Source organism: Microbacterium sp. CH-015 (genome assembly GCF_049707015.1).
Lineage (GTDB): Bacteria > Actinomycetota > Actinomycetes > Actinomycetales > Microbacteriaceae > Microbacterium > Microbacterium aurum.
On sequence record NZ_JBNAFJ010000005.1, the window covers coordinates 59,025 to 80,308 of the forward strand.

Consider the following 21,284-nt stretch of genomic DNA (forward strand, 5'->3'; position numbering starts at 1 on the left):
TGGCCCGGTCGGCGAGCTCACCGGTCATCCGTTCCATCCTTCATGTCGAGGTCGGCTTCGTCGCGTGCGAGGTCGTCGTAGCGAGCGTTCGGCGCCAGCGGCGCTCCGGAATGGTAAGCGGCCCGCCCGAGCGCGTATCCGCCGACGGGGGAGGTGATGAGCTGAAGCACGGCGGCGAGGATCACGGCGATCGCCGTCGGCCACGACGGTTCGACGAGGAACACCCCGGCGAGCACGAGGCACAATCCGAGCGTCGCCGCCTTCGTCACCGCACTCAGCCGCGAATACACGTCGGGGAAGCGCACCAGGCCCAGGGCCGCGACGACGAACAGCAGCACGCCCGCGCCGAGGACGATGTAGCCGACGACTTCGATGATGCCGGTGAGGTCGGTCATACGCGACTCCGATCGACCAGCCGGGCGAGCGCCACGGTCGCGAGGAACCCGGTGAGGGTGGCGACGATCACCGCGTCGAGGAGCGACGGGTCCTCCAGGCGCAGCGACAGCAACGCCACCGCCGCGATGAACGCGAAGAACACGAAATCCGCCGCCGCTGCCCGATCGACATCGCTCGGCCCGACGATCATCCGCCAGACGGCCGGGACGAACGTCGCCAGCATGACGAACAGCAGAACGTCCACGATCGTCACGGTCGCCCCCCATTCAGACGAACGGCACGGAGGAACCGCGCCTCGAGGTGCCTGAGTTCACGGTCCAGCGTCCGCGGGTCGGGCGCATACATCGCGTGCACGTACACCGTCACCTGCTGGGCGTCGCGCAACGCGACGACGAGCGTTCCCGGCGTGAGGTTCACCAGAGCCGCGAACACCGCGAGCTCGGCGGGCGTCCGGCTGTCTGCGGCGTACGCCAGGATGCCGGTTGCGAGACGACTGCGCGGAGTGAGGACATCGACGGCGACCTCGACGCTGGCGAGGACAACGAGCCAGGCGAACCACAGCGAGAACCAGAGCAGCCGGATGACGCGGCGAAGCTGTCGGAGGAGCGCAGTCATGGCGTCCGCACCGCCTCGATATAGGGGCCGAGGTCGACCAGGTTCCCGGCGGCGGTGGTGGACAGCGCGATCAGCCCCTCGCCGCCGACGCCCAGCACGACCGTCAGCGAGGCCAGGGCCACGGCGGGGAGCACCAGCCGATGCGGGATGCGGGCGGTGGCTGCGCCCGCGGGCGGATCGCCCCAGAACGCGCCGTTCCAGATCTTCAGCATCGACAGCAGCGTGAAAAGGCTCACCGCCACCACCGCCGCTGCCGCCAGGAATGCCGCGACATCCACCGCCGCCACGACGAGGAGGAACTTCGCGACGAAGCCGGACAGCGGCGGGATCCCCGCGAGCGACAGCGCCGGCACGAGGAAGGCCGCCGCGAGAAGGGGGGAGCGCCGAGCCATCCCTCCGACATCCCGCAGATCGCCGCTGCCGCTCTCGCGCTGCACGACCCCGACGGCCAGGAACAGCGCGGCTTTGGCCATCATGTACTGGATGAGGTAGAAGATGCTCGCGGCGAGTCCGGCGACGCCGAAGATCCCGAGTCCGAGCAGGATGTAGCCCACCTGACTGGACATGTGAAACGACAGGATGGCCCGCATGTCGCTCGAGCCGAGGGCGCCGAGGACGCCCACGACCATGCCGATCACGAGGATCGCTTGAATGATGCCCTCGAGTCGCTCGTCCGCACCGAAGGTGACGGCGTACACACGGAAGAGCGCGTAGACGCCGATCTTGGTCAGAAGTCCCGAGAACATCGCGCTCAACGAGGTCGACAGGTGGGGGTAGGACCGTGGCAGCCAGCCGTGCAGCGGGACCATCGCCGCTTTGCCGGCGAGGGCCACCAGCACTACGGCCAGCGCGGCTGCCGCTGTCGACGAGCGCTCCGCCGCGCCGGCGAGCTCGCCGAGGTTCACCGTGCCGGTCGCTCCGTAGACGAGGGCGATGCCGAACAGGAGCGTGGTGGAGATGAACAGATTGACGGTGACATAGACGCCTGCCGCCCGCAGCGACGGCCGGGAGGCCGTGCGGGTCATGAGCACATAGGAGGGCACGAGTGCCACCTCGACCATGACGAACAGGTTGAACAGGTCTGCGGTGGCGAATGCGCCGTACACGCCCCCCGACATCACCAGCACAAGCGATGCGAAGTACCGGTCGGTGTCCTCTCGAGCCGCGGCGGCGTAGAGCGAGCACACCAGGACCAGGAAGGAGGTGGCGGTGATCAGGAGCGCGCTCAGGGTATCGAGCGCGAACGGAATCGCCACTCCGGGTGCCCAGCCCGACACCTGGTGAGCCACCACCGATCCGTCCGCCGTGACCGACAGGCCCCAGGTCCCGTAGGCGAGCACGGCGAGCGAAGCGAGCCACAGCACCGCGCGGCGCGCCGGAAGGCTCGGCAGTGTCAGGCACAGGCCGGCGGCGGCGATCGGCATGCCGAGCAGGAGGGGGAGCAGCTCAGCCATCGTCACCACCGGGAGTGGCCGACGGATGCGCGTCGCGGTCGCGGTCGAGAGGCGGCGAGTCGTCGGCGGACTCGCCGGCCCCTTCCGTCACCGAGTCACGCGAAGCGCGCTCATCCGTCCCTGCAGCGCGTGGCGGCGTGTCGATGTCGGCGTCGCCGGACCCCTCCGCACCGGCGAGGGCGATGAGGTACACCGTGATCGCGAACGCGATCACGATGGCGGTCAGCACGAACGCCTGCACCAGGGGATCAGCGGTCGCCGCGGCATCCGCCCCCGGCCGCATGAACGGCGGCTCGCGCCGATCGGTTCCTCCCGCGGCGAGAAGCGCCAGGTTGGCGGCATGGCCGAGGAGGACGAACCCCAGGATGACCCGCAGCAGGCCCTTCTGCAGGACGAGGTAGATGCCGCCGGCGACCAGCACGGCGACGGCGAGGGCGGAAGTCATCGGCGGGCCTCCGTCGGAGCGAGTCGCTGGCCGACGGCCCGGTCGTCGAGGCGATCGAGGGCGGCGACCACGAGGCCGAGGACGCAGAGGTAGATGCCGACGTCGAAGATCAGGGAGGTGGTCAGCGTCTGGGAGAAGTCTCCGAGGACAAGTGTCGTCTTCAGCGGCCGGAGGAACGACCCGTCGATGAGGCCCACCAGCCCGGAGCCGACGCAGACGAGAAGGCCGCCCGCGAGCAGGGGACGCGAGAGCAGACGGGACGGCCGGCGTTCGGAGAGGGCGAGGCGCGCGAGCGCGACACCGGCGCCGCCGACGAGGGAGGCGATGAAGCCGCCGCCGGGATCGTTGTGTCCCCGCCACAGCAGGAAAAGCGACAGCGCGATCACCACGGGCCCGAGGACCACCGCGGCAAAGTGGAACGGCGTCGCGTTCCCGAGTTGCTCGGCGGCGAGCGGCAGCGCGGTGAGGCGGGGCGCCGGCTCGTCGAGGGCGGAGGGCGCCGGCCGGCGGGCGCCCAGCGCACCGAGCAGACTGAGAGCGGCGACCGCGATCACGGTCGCCTCGCCGAACGTGTCGAGTCCGCGGAAGTCCACCAGTATCGTGTTGACCACGTTGGTACCGCCCGAGAGTTCCGGCCCCTGCTCGAGAAGGAACTGCGCGGCGGGGGAGATCTCCCGTCGACCGGTGAAGGCGTACGTCGCGGCGAAGGCGGCGACAGCGGCGAGGGCGGCGATGACGACGGCACCCGCCCGGCGCCTCGCCGAGCTGCGCGGCAGATCGGGGGACATCCGCCGCAGCACCAGGATCGCCACCACGGCGGTCAGCACCTCCACGAGAACCTGCGTGAGAACGAGGTCGATGCCGCCGATCGCGACGAACCACAGCGCGATCCCGAGCCCCACGACGCCGAGGAGTGCGATGGCCGCGAGTCGGGAGCGCACCAGACACAGACCCACGACCCCGACGGCGAGCACGGCGATGACGCCGATGTCGATCGCCTGTGCCGTGCCGGGAAGCTCGGGACCGACGAAGCCTACGACGGGGGCGACCAGGGCCCCGGCGACGACGAGCGTCCCGATCGGGAAGATCAGGTGCGCCCCGGGGGAGGAGCTGCGCGACGGGGACGCGATCGTCGCGCCCACCGCCAGCACTCCGCCGTAGATTCCGTCGTAGACGGCCCTGCCGCGGACGGGAAGCGCCCATCGGTGCAGGAATCGATCGACGCGGTCGCGCTGCACGAACAGTGCGATACCGCCGCTGATCGTCACAGCGGAGAGCACGACGGGGACGGAGAACCCGTGCCACAGTGCCAGGTCAGAGTCCGCAACCTGACCGAGGGTCACCAGCACCGTGGCGTCGACGAGGGAGTTGAGGGCGCTCACACCGATTCCCAGCACGAGCCCGGCGACGGCGGGAATCGCGGCCGGGGCGAGGAAGCGCCAGTTCGGTTCGTAGAGTCGGGTTTGCAGGAGCGGCCCCGCGAACGCCCCCCAGAGCAGGCGGAAGCCGTACGCGAAGGTGAAGGTGGCCGCGACCACGGCGGTGAGGGCGAGCACCCAGCCGATCCCGGGCGGGACGCTGTACTCGAAGAAGGCGTAGTACGCCTCCTCCTTCGACACAAAACCGAGAAAGGGCGGGATCCCCGCCATGGAGAGCGCCGCGAGAGCGGTGAGCGTCGCCGTGACCGGCATGACCCGGTACAGGCCGGAGAGTTCACGGATGTCCCGGCTGCCGGCCTCGCGGTCGATGATGCCCACCAGCATAAACAGGGTCGCCTTGAACAGCGCGTGCGCGAAGGTGTGCAGTGCCGCGACCGCAAGACCGGCACTGTTGCCCAAGCCGATGAGCGCGATGATCCACCCCAGCTGGCTCACGGTCGAGTACGCCAGCAGGGCCTTCAGGTCGTGCTGCTTCAACGCGACGAGCGCACCGTAGACGGCGCTGACGAGCCCCACGGTGAGCAGCGTCACCGTCCAGCCCGTCGTGCCGGCGAAGACCGGCGAAAATCGCATGAGAAGGTAGATGCCGCCCTTCACGAGCGTCGCAGCGTGAAGGTATGCACTGACCGGAGTCACCGCCACCATCGCGTCCGGCAGCCAGAAATGGAACGGGAACTGCGCCGACTTCGTGAACGCCGCGATCATCACCAGAGCCGCGATCCATGGGGCGGCGGGCGAATCTCGGATGTCGTCCGCGCGATCCAGCACGCTCTCGAGCGACGTCGATCCGATCGTGAAGAAGACGAGCGCCACCGCCATGAGGAGGGCGAGTCCCCCCGCCGCCGTCACCACGAGGGCGCGCGTCGCCTGGCGCCGGCCTCGACCCGTTCCCCCGATCAGCAGGAAGGAGCAGATGGTGGTTGCCTCCCACGCCACGTACAGCAGCACCAGGTCGGCGGCCAGCACCAGCGCGAGCATGGCGGTGGCGAAGAGCGTGAGGATGAGGAAGAGGCGCCCGTGGCCCTGATCGTCGGACAGATATCGCGCGGCATAGGCCATGACGAGGGCCCCGACGCCGAGGACGAGCACCGCGAACAGCAGGCTGAGTCCATCCATGCGAAGGCGGATCGCGACGTCGAGAGCGGGAAGCCAGGGGATCTCGGCGGAGACGCTGCCGGTGAGCGCCTGGGGTGCGAGGAGGAGCAGAATCGCCAGGGCTGCGAGGAATGCGCCGGAGAGGGGATAACCGGCGTTGCGGCCGAACCGGCGGGCGAGAGGCATCGCGGTAAGCGCGGCGACCGTCATGATCGAGAAAGCGGCGAGGAGCAGCATCGCGGCGGCATCCTCCACTTCCGGTCGGCCACGGCACCCGCGAACACGTCACGGGAAGGTTATTGTATGAGAGGCGGGCAACTAAACGGGGGCAGTACCAGCGTTTCCCGGATTATCGCGCCCGACTCGTGACCAGTTCCGCTCCCGCGCGGCGGTGAGTTCTGCCGCCCACTGTTCGAGCACAGAGTCATCGGTGTACCGCTCAGCTGTTCGTCGTGCCGCGGTCCGCATGTCAGCGATTCGTTCCCGGGGCAGCCGCTGCAACCGGAGGATAGCGCGAGCGAGTCCCATCACGTGTCCGCTGCGGATGAGGAAGCCGTTGCGGCCGTGGTCGATCAGGTCGCGGGGACCGTACCGGATGTCGTACGCGATGGGGATGCATCCAGCACTCATCGCTTCAAGCAGCGCCAGCCCGAACCCTTCCGAGCGTGAAGTCATAAGGAGGAAGGATGTCTCGGCAAGACGCTCTCTTGCATCAGCCTGACCAACCAACCACCTGTCCGGGATTCGGGGGCAACCTCACGGTCATCAGGCGAGGGTTTCCATGTGTGCCACTCCGGTCTGAACTACGGGTGTGGGGCTGTTGAGTCTTGTCTAACCCAGTGGATGGCTGCGGACAAGAGGATGAACGCGAACACGCTGCAGTCGCTTCCGGGTCTGTGGACGACGGACAGCCGACCCCCAACATTGCGATCGACGAGCCTCAGCGCACGGATTTCGGCCTCGGTGCCGAATGGCGACCAGGTCATGCTGGCGAAGATGCCGTGACGTCGGCACGATGGAGTGGCGGCGGCGTGAGCCATCATCTCTTCCGGGCGAGTGCGTCTCAGGGTTGCTCCTCACTCGGGGGTTCGCGGCCAACGAACTCCTCGAGTCGAGCGGTGTCGGCGTCGGTCCAGCCGTCGGGCGGGATGACACTCCCCCACCCCTCTACATATTCCGTGGCGTAGACGTGCCCGAAGCCGGGCGGCGTGTCTAGCTGGAAGATCAAGTCGACCGCGGCATGCACGCCGGTCACGATCGGGTACCAACTCGCCGCCTCTGGTACGTCGAAACCGCGAGGTTGGTCCATCCATTCCGGGGGCCGCCAGAGTGCGTCGATGCCCCAGAATGGCACCGGGTCCGACGGATGCTGCAAGTACACGATCCTGGGGAGGGCCCACTGGCCCAGGTCTGGCTGGTCGGGGTCTTGGCTCAGGAACCGGACGGATCGCCCGCCGTCGACGATGGGTTGCCAGACCGGAGAACCCGGATCCCGCTCTTGGGTGAGTTGGGAGTGGATCGGGTTGGTGCGCTTGGCGCCGACGATCAAAGCCCCGTCGGCGCCGGAAAGGAGGTTGGCGATCGATGCCGACGCGTCCGCTCCGACGAAGGGAGTCTCGACCCCGACGGTCCCGAGGCTCTTGCCGAAGAGGACCAGCTGCGGCCTCTGATCCGGTGGGAGGCCCAACCAGTGCGAGTGGACTGCGCTGTACAGCGCAGACCCGGCCTCGATCTCCCGGCCGGGTTCCATGAAGACCGCGAGCAAACTGGGTAGAAACGAGTACTGAGTGGCCACGATGGCCGTGTCGCCGCGGTGCAACAGTTCAAGGGCGTCCGCCGCTTCGGGGATCATCCAACCCGTACCCGTCGGCACCCAGACGACCAGGACCTCACGATCGAACCCTCCGGCACGATCCAGCTCGCGGACCGCCAGCTCAGCCCGCTCAGACGCCGAGCCTGCAGAATCCAGACCCACGTACACCCGCACCGGTTCCGAAAGCTCGGCCACTGCGCCGTGGAACGCCTCGAGATCCTCAGCGGTTGTCGCCGATGCGACGAAATTGCGCCCCCAACGCCCCAAGGTATCCCAGGCAACTAACGACTCGCTGCTGCCGGACACCGATGCGGAGTCAGGCTGCTCTATCCCCTCGTCGGTACTCGCATTCGCCGACCCGTAGGTCGCATTCGCAAAGGCGACGATGCCCTGCCAGGCGGCCCAGCCAACGAGCCCGACCCCAACCAGGAGAATGGTCAGCCCCACCGCGGGTGCCACCGGAACCGACGGCAGCAAGCGGCGGCTGAGTCGCACAACGGCGAGCACGAGCCTGCTGATCAACCGCCCAACGACGACGAGCCCCGCTCCGCCGACGACGGACAACGACACCATCAGCACCGCGTCGAACGCGTCGACGGTCTCCATCCCCATGAAACTGCGCTGATCGTTCTGCCAATTCACCCACAACACAGCTCCGAACAACCCGCCGACCAGCCAACCGACCCCGAGGACGATCCAACCGATACGGCGAACGCCTGGCCCGGCTGAGCGGCCTCCGCCAAGGAACAGCAACCGGATGCAGAGTCCGACAAGCGCGCCGATCCCGTAGGCGATGGCAAGAATGACGGCATTGATCCCGACCTGCGCCGTCGGCGTCCGCGGGATGAGTGTCGGTGTCAAAGCCGGCAACCAGAACAAGAGCGCGATCAGCAAACCCCCGAATGCCGGCCGCCCCAGCACCCGGATTCGCCGCGCGACGACGTCGATGTCAGTGCTGCGCGACACCGTCTCCTCCTCGATCAAGGTCGGCCGTCGCACCCGGAATGGAGGGCCCGGTCTTGCCCGCCCGTGGGTGTCCGGTGAGCACGATCGGGGTGACGTCGGTATCGCCGTCGGTTAGAGAGGAAGGATGTCCGGTAGCGGAGGTCGTGAGTGCGAGCGGAGAGCGCACGGTCTCCCAGCAGATCTCTCAAGCCGTCATCAGACATGAGCGCGCTTGGCCGATTGCGAGTTCCACGTGCGCATCGCAACGACCTCCCATCCGTCTGATCGCCTTGACGACGCTGTCCGTTCGGACGCTACGAGCAACGGATTGAGTGCATCGTACCCGGCCGCGATCGGTCCACGCAGCTACGCAGGGATACAGGATTCGGACCCGACTACACCCGGAACGCGTTGAGTCACGAACCCTCATCTGACGACGGAGCACGCTACGTCGCGTTCGAGAACGCGGCCTGACGTCAGTGCGGCATGACCGCCGAGGAGTTGAGCGATGTCTGCGCCGCCGTCAACGACCGTAGGGCACTCGGCAGGGAGACGAGACCCCGCGTCACTAGGATTGCGCTCAGTCCCACCCACGCGGGGCTCCGTGATCATCCCAGCGATCGGGCGCTAATGGCTTCACGACGAGCGGCCGCCCAAAGGCGCCTTCGACAGACCCGGCGCTCGTTGGAGGCGATGGTCTCCGGTGAGCCACAGCTTCGCCTCGTTCAACCGCGATCGCTGCCGGCTATGTCGCCGCGGATCAGCCGCCTGGGCATACTCACCGGCGGGGTTGTGGCCCAGGGCATTGCCCAACTCGCGGCCTTCAGCGTGGCGTACTTCGGTGTGGTGCCGTCGCTGGTGAACGCCGTGATCCACCCCTACGAGGAGGCCGCCACGACAGAGGAGGTCGCCGTCGCGGTGTTTTGGTTCGGACTCCTCATGATCTCCCTCGGTTTCGTCGTCGTGATGAATCGCTTCGCCCGATACATGCATCAATGGTGGCTGGGCGAGGTCGCCAGTCGCGTCGCCGAGCACTACGACATCCCCTGGCCATTGATCGCGAAGGCGACCCGGTACAAGCCGCTAGCTAGAGGCCACTCGTCTTCTTTCCTGCGACCGCAGGATATGAGCGCCCCGTTCTTGTTGCTGACGCGCCATGCCAGCTATACCTGCCGTAATCGATCGTTTTCGGCGGCCTCGTCGACGTCGACGACCAGGTGCACGACACGCCGAAGAATGATCCGCCGAAACCCCCTGCCGAAACCGAATCGCGCCGGAACATCGGCAGTACCGTTTTCGGCATGGCACACGAAGTCGGCTACGCCCGAGTCTCCAAGCGTGAGCAGAACCCTGACGCGCAGGAGGCCGAGCTGCGGGCCGCCGGCTGCGAACGAGTGTTCATCGACCACGGCGAGCCCAGCCGCGTCGCGGACCGCCCGCAGTGGCTCGCCTGCCTCGACTACCTCCGGCCGGGGGACACCCTCAAAGTGCGACGGCTCGACCGCCTCGCCGGCAGTGAGCGCATCCTGATCGAGACGTTGCAGGACCTCGACGCCCGACAGGTGAACATCGTCAGCCTCACCGAGCCCATGATCGACACCACGACCCCGATGGGCCGCGCGCTCTACGGCATCGTCGCCGTGTTCGCGCAGCTCCGCGTCGACACGATCCGGGAGAACACGATTCGCGGCCTGGACTACGCCCGCAGCCAGGGCCGCGTCGGTGGCCGGCCGAGCGTGATGACGCCTGAGCGGATCGCGACGGCCAAGCGGATGCGGGCCGAGCAGCAGAGCTGGGAGAGCATCGCCCGGGTGCTCGGAGTCGGAGCCACGAGCGTGCGCCGAGCCCTCGACCGATAGTGGTATCTATCAGCCCCCTGATAGAATGGTCTATAGGAGGTGGTCGCCATGACGATCGCAGAGGTTCCGGCCGAGGCGCGTGCGGCAGTGCTCGCGCGTCGCCGGAAGGAGATGGACGAGCTGGACTACCGGCGCGAGCTGCGCCGCCTGGATCAGCACGGATACAGCCAGCGGGAGATTGCCAAGTGGCTCGGGATCGCGCAGCCCTCCGTACTCAGCGCGCTCCGCACCGCAGCGAAGGTGACGATGCCGGTCGACGGATTCTCCGGCGCGACGCCCTACGAGATTTGCCAGCGCTACGCCGCCGGCTTCATCGACCGGGCGAAGCTCGTCGACGAGCTCACGCGATTCCCGTACGCGAAGGGCGGCCAGACGGACGGGTATGACTCGCTGATCGTTGACCCTCCCGGTACGTGGTCGGAGGTCAGCGACGCCGTGCGTCGCGGGCTCATCGAGGATGACGTCTACGAGGAAGTGTTCAACCGCCGGCATGGCATCGAGCCGGCCGCTGCGCCGCACGCCGACACCAAGGCCGTCGCGGTTGACCGTGCTCGAGAAGTGGTCGCGAAGTCGGGCGGGGGAGAGATCCACGTGCACGGTCGCAGTGGCGGGGAGGTCAACGTACGCAGCCGCAACGGCGGCGCGGAGCACCTGACACACGGGACGGACGGCCGCATCGTCGACCGCAGCTCGACGACTTCCGACGCCCGCACCGCACGGAGGCTCTAGCGCGTGGTTTCCGATGCAGTCGCTCGCCACATGGACACGGTGCGCGAGCTGTCCAAGCCTGGACAGGCGCTCGCGCCCAATGCGGCCACAGCGACGACGAATAACCCCGCGTGGTGGATCGACGGCGAAGTCACCCCGTCGCGTCGACGGCTGCACACGCGCCTTCGCCCCGCAGACGTTCGTCGCGGCGATCGAGCGACACCGGCCGACGTGCATCGGCTCGCGGTCTTCTCCCAGCCCGCAGGCAAAGCTTCAGATAGGCTGAAGCTATGTTCTCGACCCCCAGAACCCTCTTCCGCACACTCGCCCTCGCCGAAGTCGTGTCATGGACGCTGCTCATCGCCGGAATCATCGTGCGGGCCACGACCGGGTGGGCGCCGGCGGTCACGATCGGCGGCGGCATCCACGGCTTCGTCTTCCTCTCGTACGGGGCGACAGTGGTGCTCGTCGCTCTCAACAACCGCTGGAAGGCCGGCCCGACGGCGGTCGCGCTCATCTCGGCGGTCGTGCCCTACGCGACCATTCCCGCGGAGCTGTGGGCCGACCGCCGCGGGCTTCTCGCCGGCTCTTGGCGCACCGATGCGACGGCGGATGCCGGAGTGCCGGCGTGCTGGTACGACCGGCCGCTCGCCTGGTTCCTCGCGCGCCCCGCGCTGCTGATCGGCGGGATCGCCGTCGCGGTCGTCGCCGTCTACTCCGTGCTGCTGATCGTCGGACCTCCCGGCGGCACCAAGGCCTGACGTCTCACTCGCGAGCGGGCAGCTGCTGCAGCGTCCAGGTGTTCCCATCGGGGTCGTCGAACGTCACGAATCGACCCCACCCCAGGTCCGCCACGCCCTCCGCGTCGACTCCCGCCTCGCGCAACTGCGCGAGCGCGGCATCCGCATCGGGAACGACCACCTGAATGGTGCTCTGCTGCCCCGGCTCGAGTCGGACCCGCGTCACGGTACGCCGGTCCTCGGACATCGCAGACCGGCGTCAGCGCGCGCGATCGGCGATCAGGCGGCGCGCTCGCGCACGGCGCGGGCGCTCGCCTCGGGCGTCAGATCGAGGCGGCGCAGCAGCTGAGCGTTGAGGGCGACGACGATGGTCGACAGCGACATCAGGATCGCCCCGACCGACATCGGCAGCACGAACCCGATCGGTGCGAGCACCCCGGCCGCGAGCGGCACCGAGATCAGGTTGTACCCGGCGGCCCACCACAGGTTCTGCGTCATCTTCCGATATGCGGCCCGCGACAGCTCGATCACCGACAGCACGCTGCGCGGGTCGGAGCCGGCCAGGATGACCCCGGCCGACGCGATCGCGACATCCGTCCCGGCACCGATCGCGATCCCCACATCGGCCTGCGCGAGCGCGGGAGCATCGTTCACGCCGTCGCCGACCATGGCGACCCGCAGCCCCTCGGCCTGCAGCTCGCCGATCTTCGTGGCCTTGTCCTCCGGCCGCACCCCGGCGTACACCCGATCGATGCCGAGCTCCGCTCCGACGGTCTGCGCGACGGCATCCGCGTCGCCGGTGATCATCACCACCTGAACGCCGGCGGCGTGCAGCGCATCGACGGCGTCGCGAGACTCCGGCCGCACCTCGTCCGCGAGCGCCAGCCCGCCGATCACGGTGCCGTCGACGGCGACGTGCAGGATGATCGCGCCCTCCGTGCGCCAGCCCTCTGCTTCGGTGACCTCGGCAGCCCCGAGTTCATCGAGCAGGCGCGGCCCGCCCACCCGCACCTCGCGGCCGCCGACGGTCGCCGTCACTCCGACGGCGGGGGAGGAGGAGAAGCTCGACGAGGCGGGAACGGTCAGGCCGCGCTCCTCGGCGGCACGGACGATCGCGCGCGCGAGCGGGTGCTCGCTGTCGGTCTCGGCTGCCGCGGCGAGCGCCAGCAGCTCGTCCGCATCCGCCGTCCCCGCGACAGCGACGTGCGTGACCGTCGGCTCGCCGCGCGTGAGGGTGCCGGTCTTGTCGAACACGACCACATCGACCGTGCGCATGCTCTCCAGCGCGAGGCGGTCCTTCACGAGCACGCCGCCCTTCGCCGCGCGCTCGGTGGCAATGGACACGACCAGCGGAATCGCGAGGCCGAGCGCGTGCGGGCACGCGATCACCAGCACCGTGATCGCCCGGACGACCGCGTCATCCGGCATCCCGACGACGGTCCACACGACCGCGGTGACCACGGCTGCGCCGAGTGCGAACCAGAACAGCAGCGCCGCGGCGCGATCCGCGATCCGCTGCGCCCGTGATGACGACGCCTGCGCCGCGGCGACGAGGCGCCCGATCCCCGCCAGCGCCGTGTCGTCGCCCGTTGCGGTGACCTCGACGCGCAGCCCGGAATCGGTGGCGACCGTGCCGGCGGTGACGGGGTCACCGACACTCCGTGCGACGGTGCGGGACTCACCCGTGACCATCGACTCGTCCATCTCGGCGCGGCCGTCCACGATCCGACCGTCCGCCGGCACGCTGCCACCGGGCCGCACGACCACCACATCGCCGACGCGCAGGTCGATCGGCGCCACCGTGACGACGCGGTCTCCCTCGACGCGCTCCGCTTCGTCCGGCAGCAGCGCCGCCAGCGAATCGAGGGCGGAGGTGGTCTGCGCGAGCGAGCGCATCTCGATCCAATGCCCGAGCAGCATGATCACGATGAGCAGCGCGAGCTCCCACCAGAACTCGAGTGCGTGATCGAGCAGGCCCAGCGTCGCCCCCCACGACGCGGCGAACGCGACGGAGATCGCGAGCCCGATGAGCAGCATCATGCCGGGCCTGCGCGTGCGAAGCTCGTCGACCGCCCCGGTGAGGAACGGCCAGCCGCCCCAGAAGAACATCACGGTGCCCAGCAGCGGCGCGATCCACATCGCCCAGCCAGGCACGGTGTAGCCCAGGATCATCGCGAACATGGGCGAGAACGCCACGACCGGCACCGCGAGCAGCAGGTTGATCCAGAACAGCCGCCGGAACCGTTCGACGTGCCCGGCGTGGCCGGCGTGGTCGCCGTGGCCGGCGTGGTCCGGGTGCTCGGTGTTGTCGGGGTGCCCGGTGTGGTCGGGGTGCCCGGCGTGCGCAGCGTGGTCCCCGTGATCGCCGGGATGTGACGTCATCGTGGGGGAGTGATGGTGTACGTGCGGGTCGCTCATGATCTCGCTCCTTGGTCCGGACGCCCCGGGTGAGAGCGCCTCGCCGACACGAACATAATACCCCCGGGGGGTATTTCCGGCGCGGCCTGACGCCCGGGGCGCGGGCGGATCGCTAGCATGGTGCCCATGACACAGCAGCCGCAGCGCTTCAGCCCCGTCATCGCGCTGCTGGCCGTGTCGGCTGCCTGGGAAGGCCAGCTCTCGGCGATCCTCAAGGACCTCGGCATCACGACCCGCAAGTTCGGCCTGCTGGGCCACATCTACGCCGAGCCGGGCATCTCGTTCTCCGAGCTCGCCCGCCGCTCGCACATCACGGTGCAGTCCGCGCACACCGCCGTCCGCACGCTCGTCGACGAGGGGCTCGTCGAAGACGCCACCTCGCACGCCGGCGCCGCCAGCGACCTGCACGTCACCCCGAAGGGGGCGCGGGTGCTGCAGGACGCCCGCGATCGCCTCGCCGAACTCGACGGCGCCCTCGCTCAGCGGCTGCCCAAAGTCGCGGCATCCCTCGACGGCATCCGCGCCGGCATCGTCTGATGCGTGCGCTCGCACGCTGGAGCCTGGCAGCGCTCCTCGTCGCGGCGGGCGTCGGGCACCTGACGACCCTGCGCCGAGGATTTCGCATCGCCGTCCCCGACTGGGCGACGCGACTGCTCCGCACCGACAAGGACACCATCGTCGTCGTCTCGGGCGTCGTCGAGGTCATGCTCGGCCTCGCTCTCGCCCTGCTTCCCCGCGAGCGCCGTCGGGTCGGGCTCGCGATCGCGGTCTTCTTCGTCGCGGTCTTCCCCGGCAACGTCCACCAGTGGCAGCAGGGCACCTCGGCGCCCGGCCTCGACACCGATGCCAAGCGCCTCGCGCGGCTGTTCCTGCAGCCCGTGCTCGTCGCCTGGGCCGTCTGGGCGGGTTCGGGCGCCGGCGTCAGCGCCGCGTCGACACCGTCACGGTGAACTTCGGGTCGCGCGCCACCTGGCGGGTCGGACCGACCAGGCGCTCCAGCGCCGGACGGTAGCGCAGCGGCGAGTTCCACACGCACCACAGCTCGGCGCCCGGCCGCAGCACGCGCGCCGCGTCGGTGAAGAGCCGCTCGGCGATGCCCGTCGTCAGCGCCGCGCCGGAGTGGAACGGCGGGTTCAGCGCGATGAACGACGCGCTCGCATCACGGCGCGCGGACAGCCCGTCGTCGCGCGCGACGACCACCCGGTCGGAGACCCCGTTCGCCCGCATCGTCGCCCGCGCCGATGCGACGGCCGCCGCCGACTGGTCGGTCGCGTACACCGCGGCTGCCGGATGCCGCAGGGCCAAGGATGCCGCGACGATCCCCGTCCCGCACGCGAGGTCGATCCACGGGTCGCCGCCCGTGCCGCCCGGCAGTTCCGGCGCCTCGGCCAGCGCTGTCAGCAGCATCCGGGTGCCGATGTCGAGCCGCGCGCCCGCGAACGCTCCGCCGAAGGCCCGCACCTCGAGGCCGCCGGGCACGCCCGGCACCTCGACCCGCGCCGCCCGCGGCGCGGGGTCGCCGCCGCCGTGCGGGCCGCGCGCGATCAGCACGCGCGACTTCTGCCGGGCGTGCGACACGTCGACGCGGTCGAACACCTCGCGCAGCACGTCGTTCATCGCGACCGTCATGTGCTTGAGCCGGCCGCCCGCGACGACCACGACGTCGGGATGCGCGTGCGCGGCGATGACCCCTGCGACGTCGCGCAGTGCGTCGAGCGATCGCGGCAGACGCAGCAGCACGACCCGCGCGCCGCGCACGAGCTCCGCGTCGAGTTCGGCATGCGACACGACCGCGTCGGCGAGCCCGAGCTCTGCGGCGTTCGCCGCGAGCGCGCGCTCGCCGGAGAGCGCGTCCTGGTGCACGCGGATGCCGCGGCATCCGTCCCCCGCCGAACCCAGCGCCAGCGCGCCGTACGTGTCGCCGATCACGACCACGTCGCCCGTCGCGGCGCCGGCGCGCGCGGCGGCCGACTCGTCGAGGATCAGCCGGTCCGCGGCATCCGCGGCGACGAGGCCCTCGCCCTCGATGTCGGGCCGGCGACGCAAGGCATCGAACGGGAAGCTCACGGCGCATCCGCGTAGCGCAGCTGCGCATCGGTGGGCGCGCACTCGTCGCCGATGCGGATGCCCGCGGCGATCACGCCCTCGTCGCGCAGCCGCAGTAGCGTCTCGACCGCGCGACGGCGCAGCTCCCACGGGTCGATCGTATTGACGTGGATCTTCGTGCCGCCCTCGAAGCCCGCCGGGTTCGAGATGCGCCACTTCAGCACGATGCGCCAGGGCATGGGCCACGGGGCGCCGGGCGGCCGATAGTGCCACTCCTCGTTCGTCGGCACGTGCACGCCCGTCGCCGCGTGCAGCGCGTGCAGCAGGTCGGAGACCGCACGGATGCCGGCGGCGGAATGCTCCTGCGGCAGATTCGCCTCGGAGGTCGAGAACACCTCAAACGCGGGGTAGCGATGCCCGACACCGGCGAACGCGACGGCGCCGTCGGTCGCCGCGACGACGAGCCCCTCCGCGACGGCGAGGTCGGCGATCTCCCGCTGGTACAGGTCGCGGCTGTGTGCGAGCAGCCGCAGCTCGTGGTCGACCTGCGGGCCGTACTCGTCGATCGCGACGAGCTGCTTGTGCAGGTGCTCGAACGACGCGCCCGCGGGGCGCAGCCAGTTCTGGAAGACGGCCACGTACGCGGCGTACGGCTGCGCGGCCTGGATCTCTGCGAGCGAACGCACCGTGAACGCGACGTACGCGGCGTGCTCGTCGGGGGTGAGCGTGCCCGACGACGCCAGCTCGGCGTCGGTCGTCGCGCCGTCGACGACGTGCCGGCGCGCGACGACGACGTCGTGCGACCCACCGAGGAGGTCGAGCGCGGCCTCCTCCAGGCTGACCGCGGTGCCCGTCGCCGCGGCGCGGATCTCGGCGAGCTTCTCGATGTGCACGCGCCCGACGGGGTCGGACAGGTACTCCTGCGCCCACTCGAACACCGCGGCCGGCTGGCGGAATCCGTGGTTCTCGCGCCAGTACTCGGCCGACACGATCTCGAAGAGGTTCCCGAACCGGCGGAACTCGGCGCTCGTGTCGGTCAGGTCGGATGCCGCCACGTGCCGGGTCTCGGTGAAGTCCGGCCCGACGAGGCGCGCCTTCTCGGGGGTGGTCTCGAGGTAGCGGTCGCTGCAGAAGGCGCACAGGCGTCCCTCTTCGCCGGGCGCGAGGGCACGGGCGTGCTCCGGCGGCGTCGCCAGCGGGCGGTTCGCGCGCCCCGGCACCGTCCACACCCGGGTCCCGGTGAGGGGGCCGATCTGCTTGACGGTCCCGTCGGGAAGTCGCCTGATCGCAGAATTCGCCCCGTCGCCCACCCCTCCAGCCTACCGACGGCCCCCGGGGCGCCGATCGCGGGCATACTGGCCCGATGAGGACGTTCACACGCTGGCTACTGGCGGCGGCCATGGTCTTCGCCGGACTCTCCCACCTGTTCTGGGCGCGGAAGGAGTTCCAGGCGCAGGTCCCCGACGTCGTGACCGAGGTTCTGCCCATCGACAAGGACGGCGTCGTCGTGGCGTCGGGAGCAGTCGAGATGATGCTGGGAGCAGCGCTGGTCGTGCTGCCGAAGGAGCGGCGGCGCATCGGCGGCATCCTCGCCGCGTTCTTCGTCGCGATCTTCCCCGGCAACATCGCGCAGGCCGTCGGCAAGCGCAAGGGCTTCGGCCTCGACGACGACCGCGCCCGCTACCTGCGGCTGCTGTTCCAGCCGGTGCTCGTCGCCTGGGCGATCTGGGCGACGCGCGACTGATGCCCGCGGGAATGACCGCCGTCCTGCAGTTCCTCCGCTGACACGCGACGAGGGGCGGATGCCGCGGCATCCGCCCCTCCTGACGACGCGGGTCAGCGTGTCGTCGGCACCTTCACGGCACCGGTCTCGGCGATGAGGCGCTCCCGGTCGACCCGGTCGACGTCGTGCAGCGAGATGCCGTTGGTCTCGCGCAGCGAGATCACCGCGACGAGTGTGATCGCTGCGGCGATCGCGAGATACACCGCCACCGGGATGTAGGTGCCGTACGCCGACAGCAGCGCCGTCGCGATGATCGGGGCGAGCGATCCGGCGACGATCGAGGTCACCTGATACCCCAGGGAGACGCCGGAGTAGCGCATGCGCGTGGGGAACATCTCCGACATGATCGCCGGCTGCGGCGCGTACATGAACGAGTGGATCACCAGGCCCAGGCACACGGCCAGGATGATGATCAGCGGGTCCTTCGTATTGAACATCGGGAACGCGATGAAGCCCCACGCGGCGGCTCCCACGGCGCCGATCGCGTAGACGGGCTTACGGCCCAGCCGGTCGGCGAGGGCACCGACGAGCGGCACGACGATCATGTGGACGACGTGGGCGATCAGCAGCCACGTGAGGATCGCGGCGACATCCATCTCGAGGTAGACGCGAAGGTACGTGATCGAGAACGTGACGACGAGGTAGTACATGATGTTCTCGGCGAAGCGCAGGCCCATCGCGGTGATGACGCCGCGCGGGTACCGCTTGAGCACCTCGAGCACGCCGTAACGCACCTGCTCCTGCTGCTCGACCTCCTTCTGGGCGTCGACGAAGATTTTCGCGTCGGTGATGCGGGTGCGCACGTAGTAGCCGATCGCGACGATGACGATCGACAGCCAGAAGCCGATGCGCCACCCCCACGCGAGGAACGCCTCCTGCGACAGCGTCGACGACAGCACGAGGAGCACGATCGTCGCGATCAGGTTGCCGATGGGCACCGCGGCCTGCGGGAATGAGGCCCAGAAGCCACGGGTCTTGTCGGGGGAGTGCTCCGCGACGAGCAAGACGCCGCCGCCCCATTCGCCGCCGACGGCGAAGCCCTGCACGAAGCGCAGGAAGATCAGCAGCGCCACGGCCCAGTAGCCGATCTGGTCGAAGGTCGGCAGGCAGCCCATGAGGAAGGTCGCCGCACCGACGAGGATGATCGCGAGCTGCAGCAGCTTCTTGCGGCCGTACTTGTCGCCGAAGTGGCCGAACACGATGCCGCCGAGCGGGCGGGCGATGAAGCCGACGGCGTAGGTGAGGAACGCCTGGATGATCGGGGTGTACGGATCGTCCGACGGCGGGAACATGATGATGTTGAAGACGAGCGTCGCGGCGGTGGCGTAGAGGAAGAACTCATACCACTCGACGACAGTGCCCGCCATGGATGCGGTGACGACCCGGCGAAGGCTGGATTCCTTGTACGGGGCGCCGGATGCGGTGGCTGAAGCCATGCGCTGATACCTCCTTGTAGAGCGCTGCGCGGCGAGGGGATGCCGCGGTCAGCGACGTTACCTGAGAGGTGGTTCAGGTACAAGGGTCAGCTGTGCACAGTCGGTGTGCGACCACGCACGCCGATCAGACGGTGTCGGAATCCTGCGGGGCGGCGGCGTCCTCTGCGTTGTGCAGGCGCACGCGCACGATGTTGGTCGTCTCGTCAATGTCGGCGATCGTCGGATGCGCCTTGACGAAGTCGGAGAACGACCGGTGCCCGAGCGCCTTCTCGCTGAAGGACGGGTCCATGCGCTTGAGCAGGTTCTTCACCGCGGACAGGTGCACCCACTCGTCGTCGGTGCGCTCGCGATCGAGGATGAGGGCACGGCGCAACAGCTCGGCGGTCGGGTCTTCGGGCTTCTTGCGGCGACGCGAGCCGGTCGTGGCGGGCGCGGCCACGGCATCCGTCGTCTTCTTCGCGACGGGCTTCTCGGGAGGTGTCACACCCGGCAGGGAGTCGTACGCGTCGAACTGGTCGCACGCGGCGGCGAGCGATTTCGCGGTCGATCCCGCCACCCCGACGCCCACGACGACGCGGCCGAGACGCTTGCAGCGCTGCGCGAGCGGGACGTAGTCGCTGTCGCCGGCGACGATCACGACGTGGGTGAGGTCGGGCAGGCGGAACATGTCCTCGACGGTGTCGACGGCGAGACGGATATCAGCGCCGTTCTTCGCGTAGGCGGCGGCGGGGAACAGCTGCACGAGGTCGACGGCGCGCGCGACGAGCTGCGTGCGGTAGAACGCGTTGACCGGGGAGGACCAGTCGGCATATGCCCGGGTGAGAACGAGGGTGCCGAAGGATGCCGCATAGTCGATGATCGCGCCGACATCGATCGTCGCGTCCTTCAGCTTCTGGGCGATCTCGGGCTGGTCGGGGTCGGCGATGATCTTCTGCCGGTCGGCGGCATAGGCGTTGCGCCCGTGCACGCGGTCGTACCAGCTCATGACGATGTTGTCGAAGTCCAGGTAGACGGCGACGCGGGGGTTCTGCAGGTCGGGCATATCCCCAGTGTGACAGGCGCGGGTGGGCTCGACGACGCTCAGCGGTGCGTCGGGTAGGACACGCCCAGCTGGGCGCGCATGTCGTCGAGGGCGGCCATGATCGCGACCGACTCGTCGAAGGGGAGCAGGTCGCTGTCGGTCCGGCCCTCCGCGATGAGCTGCTCGGCATAGCGGGCCTGGTAATGCATGCCGCGGCCCTCGACCTCGGAGCGGTACTCCTCGATCACGGTGCCGTCGGTCGCGGTGACGCGGAACGCGGTCGGCGTGTACCAGATCCGGTCGATGTCGATGCGGGCCTCGGTGCCGATGACGGATGCCGTGTTGGGTCCCGCGGCGCGCGAACTCACCACGAGGGACGACACGGCCCCGCCGGTGTGGCTCGCGGCGATCGCGACCTCGGTATCGGCGCCGGTCTCGCCGAGACGGCCGATCGCGCGGATGCCGGTCATCGGGCCGAGGACGTCCCACGCGAACGACACCGGGTAGATGCCGAGGTCGAGCAGGGCGCCGCCGCCGAGCTCCAGGGCGTTGAGACGGTGCTCCGGGTCGGTGGGAAGCGATTGAGTGTGGTCGGCGATCACCGCCCGCACCTCGCCCAGCGCGCCGTCGGCGATGATCTCGCGGATGCGGATCATGTGCGGCAGGTACCGGGTCCACATGGCCTCCATCGCGAGAAGGCCGCGGCCTGCGGCGATATCGCGGATCGCGATCGCCTCGTCGGCATCCAGCGTCACCGCCTTCTCGATCAGGACGTGTTTGCCGGCCTCGAGCGCCAGGATCGCGTGGTCACGGTGATGGCTGTGCGGGGAGGCGATGTAGACGATGTCGACGTCCGGATCGGCGACGAGCTCCTCGTACGAGCCGTGCGCGTGCGGGATGTCGTACTCGGCGGCGAAGGCACGGGCCGAGTCGGCGTTTCGTGACCCGACCGCGGTGACGGTGCGACCCGCCGTGCGGAGGTCCTGCGTGAAGGCGTGGGCGATGCCGCCCGTGGCGAGGATTCCCCAGCGGATCTCAGTCATGGACCGAGCCTAGTGGCGCGTGCGCGCG

General features: G+C 69.4%; 22 protein-coding genes. 6 read left to right on the plus strand and 16 right to left on the minus strand.

The features are described from left to right. Positions 1-17 precede the first annotated feature (17 nt). From mnhG to ACPYN4_RS09390, 9 genes are all read right to left on the minus strand, one after another. Positions 18-395 (minus strand): monovalent cation/H(+) antiporter subunit G, encoded by a 378-nt coding sequence (mnhG, locus tag ACPYN4_RS09350; protein ID WP_281651853.1) that lies wholly within the window; start codon positions 393-395, stop codon positions 18-20. Then, positions 392-649, minus strand: a complete 258-nt coding sequence (locus tag ACPYN4_RS09355; protein ID WP_281651854.1) for a monovalent cation/H+ antiporter complex subunit F — start codon at positions 647-649, stop codon at positions 392-394. Before ACPYN4_RS09355 ends, mnhG begins: the two co-directional genes overlap by 4 nt. Continuing rightward, a complete protein-coding gene (locus ACPYN4_RS09360; RefSeq protein WP_281651855.1) occupies positions 646-1,011 on the minus strand; it encodes a Na+/H+ antiporter subunit E in 366 nt (121 codons plus the stop codon). The genes ACPYN4_RS09355 and ACPYN4_RS09360 overlap by 4 nt, the downstream gene beginning before the upstream one ends. Then, positions 1,008-2,465 carry a monovalent cation/H+ antiporter subunit D family protein gene (locus ACPYN4_RS09365; RefSeq protein ID WP_281651856.1) on the minus strand — a complete coding sequence of 486 codons (1,458 nt, stop codon included), beginning with the start codon at positions 2,463-2,465 and terminating at the stop codon, positions 1,008-1,010. Before ACPYN4_RS09365 ends, ACPYN4_RS09360 begins: the two co-directional genes overlap by 4 nt. Beyond that, positions 2,458-2,910, minus strand: a complete 453-nt coding sequence (locus ACPYN4_RS09370) for a sodium:proton antiporter (RefSeq protein ID WP_281651857.1) — start codon at positions 2,908-2,910, stop codon at positions 2,458-2,460. Before ACPYN4_RS09370 ends, ACPYN4_RS09365 begins: the two co-directional genes overlap by 8 nt. Next, positions 2,907-5,681, minus strand: coding sequence for a hydrogen gas-evolving membrane-bound hydrogenase subunit E (gene mbhE, locus ACPYN4_RS09375; protein WP_281651858.1), 2,775 nt, complete (start codon positions 5,679-5,681; stop codon positions 2,907-2,909). Before mbhE ends, ACPYN4_RS09370 begins: the two co-directional genes overlap by 4 nt. Positions 5,682-5,762: 81 nt before the next feature. Continuing rightward, the gene (locus tag ACPYN4_RS09380; protein WP_281651859.1) at positions 5,763-6,173 is read right to left on the minus strand and encodes a glycosyltransferase; all 411 of its coding nucleotides are present in this window, start codon (positions 6,171-6,173) and stop codon (positions 5,763-5,765) included. Between the two features lie 334 nt (positions 6,174-6,507). After that, positions 6,508-8,223, minus strand: a complete 1,716-nt coding sequence (locus tag ACPYN4_RS09385; protein WP_281651860.1) for an alpha/beta-hydrolase family protein — start codon at positions 8,221-8,223, stop codon at positions 6,508-6,510. Positions 8,224-8,838: 615 nt separating this feature from the next. After that, positions 8,839-9,237, minus strand: coding sequence for a hypothetical protein (locus ACPYN4_RS09390; RefSeq protein WP_281651861.1), 399 nt, complete (start codon positions 9,235-9,237; stop codon positions 8,839-8,841). 266 nt (positions 9,238-9,503) lie between these two features. On the opposite strand from ACPYN4_RS09390, the gene ACPYN4_RS09395 reads away from it, so the two are divergent. The 3 genes from ACPYN4_RS09395 to ACPYN4_RS09405 all read left to right on the plus strand — a co-directional run bounded on the left by ACPYN4_RS09395 (position 9,504) and on the right by ACPYN4_RS09405 (position 11,530). After that, positions 9,504-10,061 carry a recombinase family protein gene (locus ACPYN4_RS09395; RefSeq protein ID WP_281651862.1) on the plus strand — a complete coding sequence of 186 codons (558 nt, stop codon included), beginning with the start codon at positions 9,504-9,506 and terminating at the stop codon, positions 10,059-10,061. Positions 10,062-10,109: 48 nt separating this feature from the next. Then, positions 10,110-10,790 (plus strand): DUF2188 domain-containing protein, encoded by a 681-nt coding sequence (locus tag ACPYN4_RS09400; protein ID WP_424446217.1) that lies wholly within the window; start codon positions 10,110-10,112, stop codon positions 10,788-10,790. Between the two features lie 269 nt (positions 10,791-11,059). Further along, positions 11,060-11,530 carry a DUF3817 domain-containing protein gene (locus ACPYN4_RS09405; RefSeq protein WP_239279608.1) on the plus strand — a complete coding sequence of 157 codons (471 nt, stop codon included), beginning with the start codon at positions 11,060-11,062 and terminating at the stop codon, positions 11,528-11,530. Between the two features lie 4 nt (positions 11,531-11,534). Here ACPYN4_RS09405 and ACPYN4_RS09410 read toward each other — a convergent pair whose 3' ends face one another. After that, positions 11,535-11,735, minus strand: coding sequence for a VOC family protein (locus ACPYN4_RS09410; RefSeq protein WP_396656150.1), 201 nt, complete (start codon positions 11,733-11,735; stop codon positions 11,535-11,537). Between the two features lie 53 nt (positions 11,736-11,788). Continuing rightward, positions 11,789-13,927, minus strand: coding sequence for a heavy metal translocating P-type ATPase (locus tag ACPYN4_RS09415; protein WP_424446218.1), 2,139 nt, complete (start codon positions 13,925-13,927; stop codon positions 11,789-11,791). Positions 13,928-14,053: 126 nt separating this feature from the next. Here ACPYN4_RS09415 and ACPYN4_RS09420 point away from each other — a divergent pair, with 126 nt between their 5' ends. Together ACPYN4_RS09420 and ACPYN4_RS09425 are read left to right on the plus strand one after the other, a co-directional pair. Further along, positions 14,054-14,464, plus strand: coding sequence for a MarR family winged helix-turn-helix transcriptional regulator (locus tag ACPYN4_RS09420; RefSeq protein ID WP_232321731.1), 411 nt, complete (start codon positions 14,054-14,056; stop codon positions 14,462-14,464). Further along, a complete protein-coding gene (locus ACPYN4_RS09425) occupies positions 14,464-14,877 on the plus strand; it encodes a DoxX family protein (RefSeq protein ID WP_281651865.1) in 414 nt (137 codons plus the stop codon). Before ACPYN4_RS09420 ends, ACPYN4_RS09425 begins: the two co-directional genes overlap by 1 nt. Here the strand turns inward: ACPYN4_RS09425 and ACPYN4_RS09430 are convergent. Together ACPYN4_RS09430 and ACPYN4_RS09435 are read right to left on the minus strand one after the other, a co-directional pair. Continuing rightward, a complete protein-coding gene (locus tag ACPYN4_RS09430) occupies positions 14,849-15,994 on the minus strand; it encodes a class I SAM-dependent methyltransferase (protein ID WP_281651866.1) in 1,146 nt (381 codons plus the stop codon). The two genes, ACPYN4_RS09425 and ACPYN4_RS09430, sit on opposite strands and share 29 nt — an antisense overlap. Further along, a complete protein-coding gene (locus ACPYN4_RS09435) occupies positions 15,991-17,283 on the minus strand; it encodes a DUF4921 family protein (protein ID WP_281651867.1) in 1,293 nt (430 codons plus the stop codon). Before ACPYN4_RS09435 ends, ACPYN4_RS09430 begins: the two co-directional genes overlap by 4 nt. Before the next feature lie 53 nt (positions 17,284-17,336). On the opposite strand from ACPYN4_RS09435, the gene ACPYN4_RS09440 reads away from it, so the two are divergent. Next, entirely contained in the window at positions 17,337-17,717 is a 381-nt protein-coding gene (locus ACPYN4_RS09440; protein ID WP_281651868.1) for a DoxX family protein, read from the plus strand. Positions 17,718-17,809: 92 nt separating this feature from the next. On the opposite strand, the gene ACPYN4_RS09445 is transcribed toward ACPYN4_RS09440, so the two are convergent. The 3 genes from ACPYN4_RS09445 to ACPYN4_RS09455 form a co-directional block, all read right to left on the minus strand. Next, complete coding sequence (locus tag ACPYN4_RS09445) at positions 17,810-19,192, minus strand: MFS transporter (RefSeq protein WP_424446219.1); 1,383 nt, start codon at positions 19,190-19,192, stop codon at positions 17,810-17,812. A gap of 124 nt (positions 19,193-19,316) precedes the next feature. After that, complete coding sequence (locus tag ACPYN4_RS09450) at positions 19,317-20,234, minus strand: NYN domain-containing protein (protein WP_424446220.1); 918 nt, start codon at positions 20,232-20,234, stop codon at positions 19,317-19,319. A 38-nt stretch (positions 20,235-20,272) separates the two neighbouring features. Continuing rightward, positions 20,273-21,256, minus strand: coding sequence for a Gfo/Idh/MocA family protein (locus ACPYN4_RS09455; RefSeq protein WP_424446221.1), 984 nt, complete (start codon positions 21,254-21,256; stop codon positions 20,273-20,275). Positions 21,257-21,284: the final 28 nt, after the last annotated feature.

Excerpts from the sequence above, each read along its gene's own strand:
- mnhG (WP_281651853.1), bottom strand. The coding sequence starts at position 395 with ATGACCGACCTCACCGGCATCATCGAAGTCGTCGGCTACATCGTCCTC.
- ACPYN4_RS09360 (WP_281651855.1), bottom strand. The coding sequence starts at position 1,011 with ATGACTGCGCTCCTCCGACAGCTTCGCCGCGTCATCCGGCTGCTCTGG.
- ACPYN4_RS09365 (WP_281651856.1), bottom strand. The coding sequence starts at position 2,465 with ATGGCTGAGCTGCTCCCCCTCCTGCTCGGCATGCCGATCGCCGCCGCC.
- ACPYN4_RS09370 (WP_281651857.1), bottom strand. The coding sequence starts at position 2,910 with ATGACTTCCGCCCTCGCCGTCGCCGTGCTGGTCGCCGGCGGCATCTAC.
- mbhE (WP_281651858.1), bottom strand. The coding sequence starts at position 5,681 with ATGCTGCTCCTCGCCGCTTTCTCGATCATGACGGTCGCCGCGCTTACC.
- ACPYN4_RS09395 (WP_281651862.1), top strand. The coding sequence starts at position 9,504 with ATGGCACACGAAGTCGGCTACGCCCGAGTCTCCAAGCGTGAGCAGAAC.
- ACPYN4_RS09400 (WP_424446217.1), top strand. The coding sequence starts at position 10,110 with ATGACGATCGCAGAGGTTCCGGCCGAGGCGCGTGCGGCAGTGCTCGCG.
- ACPYN4_RS09405 (WP_239279608.1), top strand. The coding sequence starts at position 11,060 with ATGTTCTCGACCCCCAGAACCCTCTTCCGCACACTCGCCCTCGCCGAA.
- ACPYN4_RS09415 (WP_424446218.1), bottom strand. The coding sequence starts at position 13,927 with ATGAGCGACCCGCACGTACACCATCACTCCCCCACGATGACGTCACAT.
- ACPYN4_RS09420 (WP_232321731.1), top strand. The coding sequence starts at position 14,054 with ATGACACAGCAGCCGCAGCGCTTCAGCCCCGTCATCGCGCTGCTGGCC.
- ACPYN4_RS09425 (WP_281651865.1), top strand. The coding sequence starts at position 14,464 with ATGCGTGCGCTCGCACGCTGGAGCCTGGCAGCGCTCCTCGTCGCGGCG.
- ACPYN4_RS09440 (WP_281651868.1), top strand. The coding sequence starts at position 17,337 with ATGAGGACGTTCACACGCTGGCTACTGGCGGCGGCCATGGTCTTCGCC.
- ACPYN4_RS09445 (WP_424446219.1), bottom strand. The coding sequence starts at position 19,192 with ATGGCTTCAGCCACCGCATCCGGCGCCCCGTACAAGGAATCCAGCCTT.
- ACPYN4_RS09450 (WP_424446220.1), bottom strand. The coding sequence starts at position 20,234 with ATGCCCGACCTGCAGAACCCCCGCGTCGCCGTCTACCTGGACTTCGAC.
- ACPYN4_RS09455 (WP_424446221.1), bottom strand. The coding sequence starts at position 21,256 with ATGACTGAGATCCGCTGGGGAATCCTCGCCACGGGCGGCATCGCCCAC.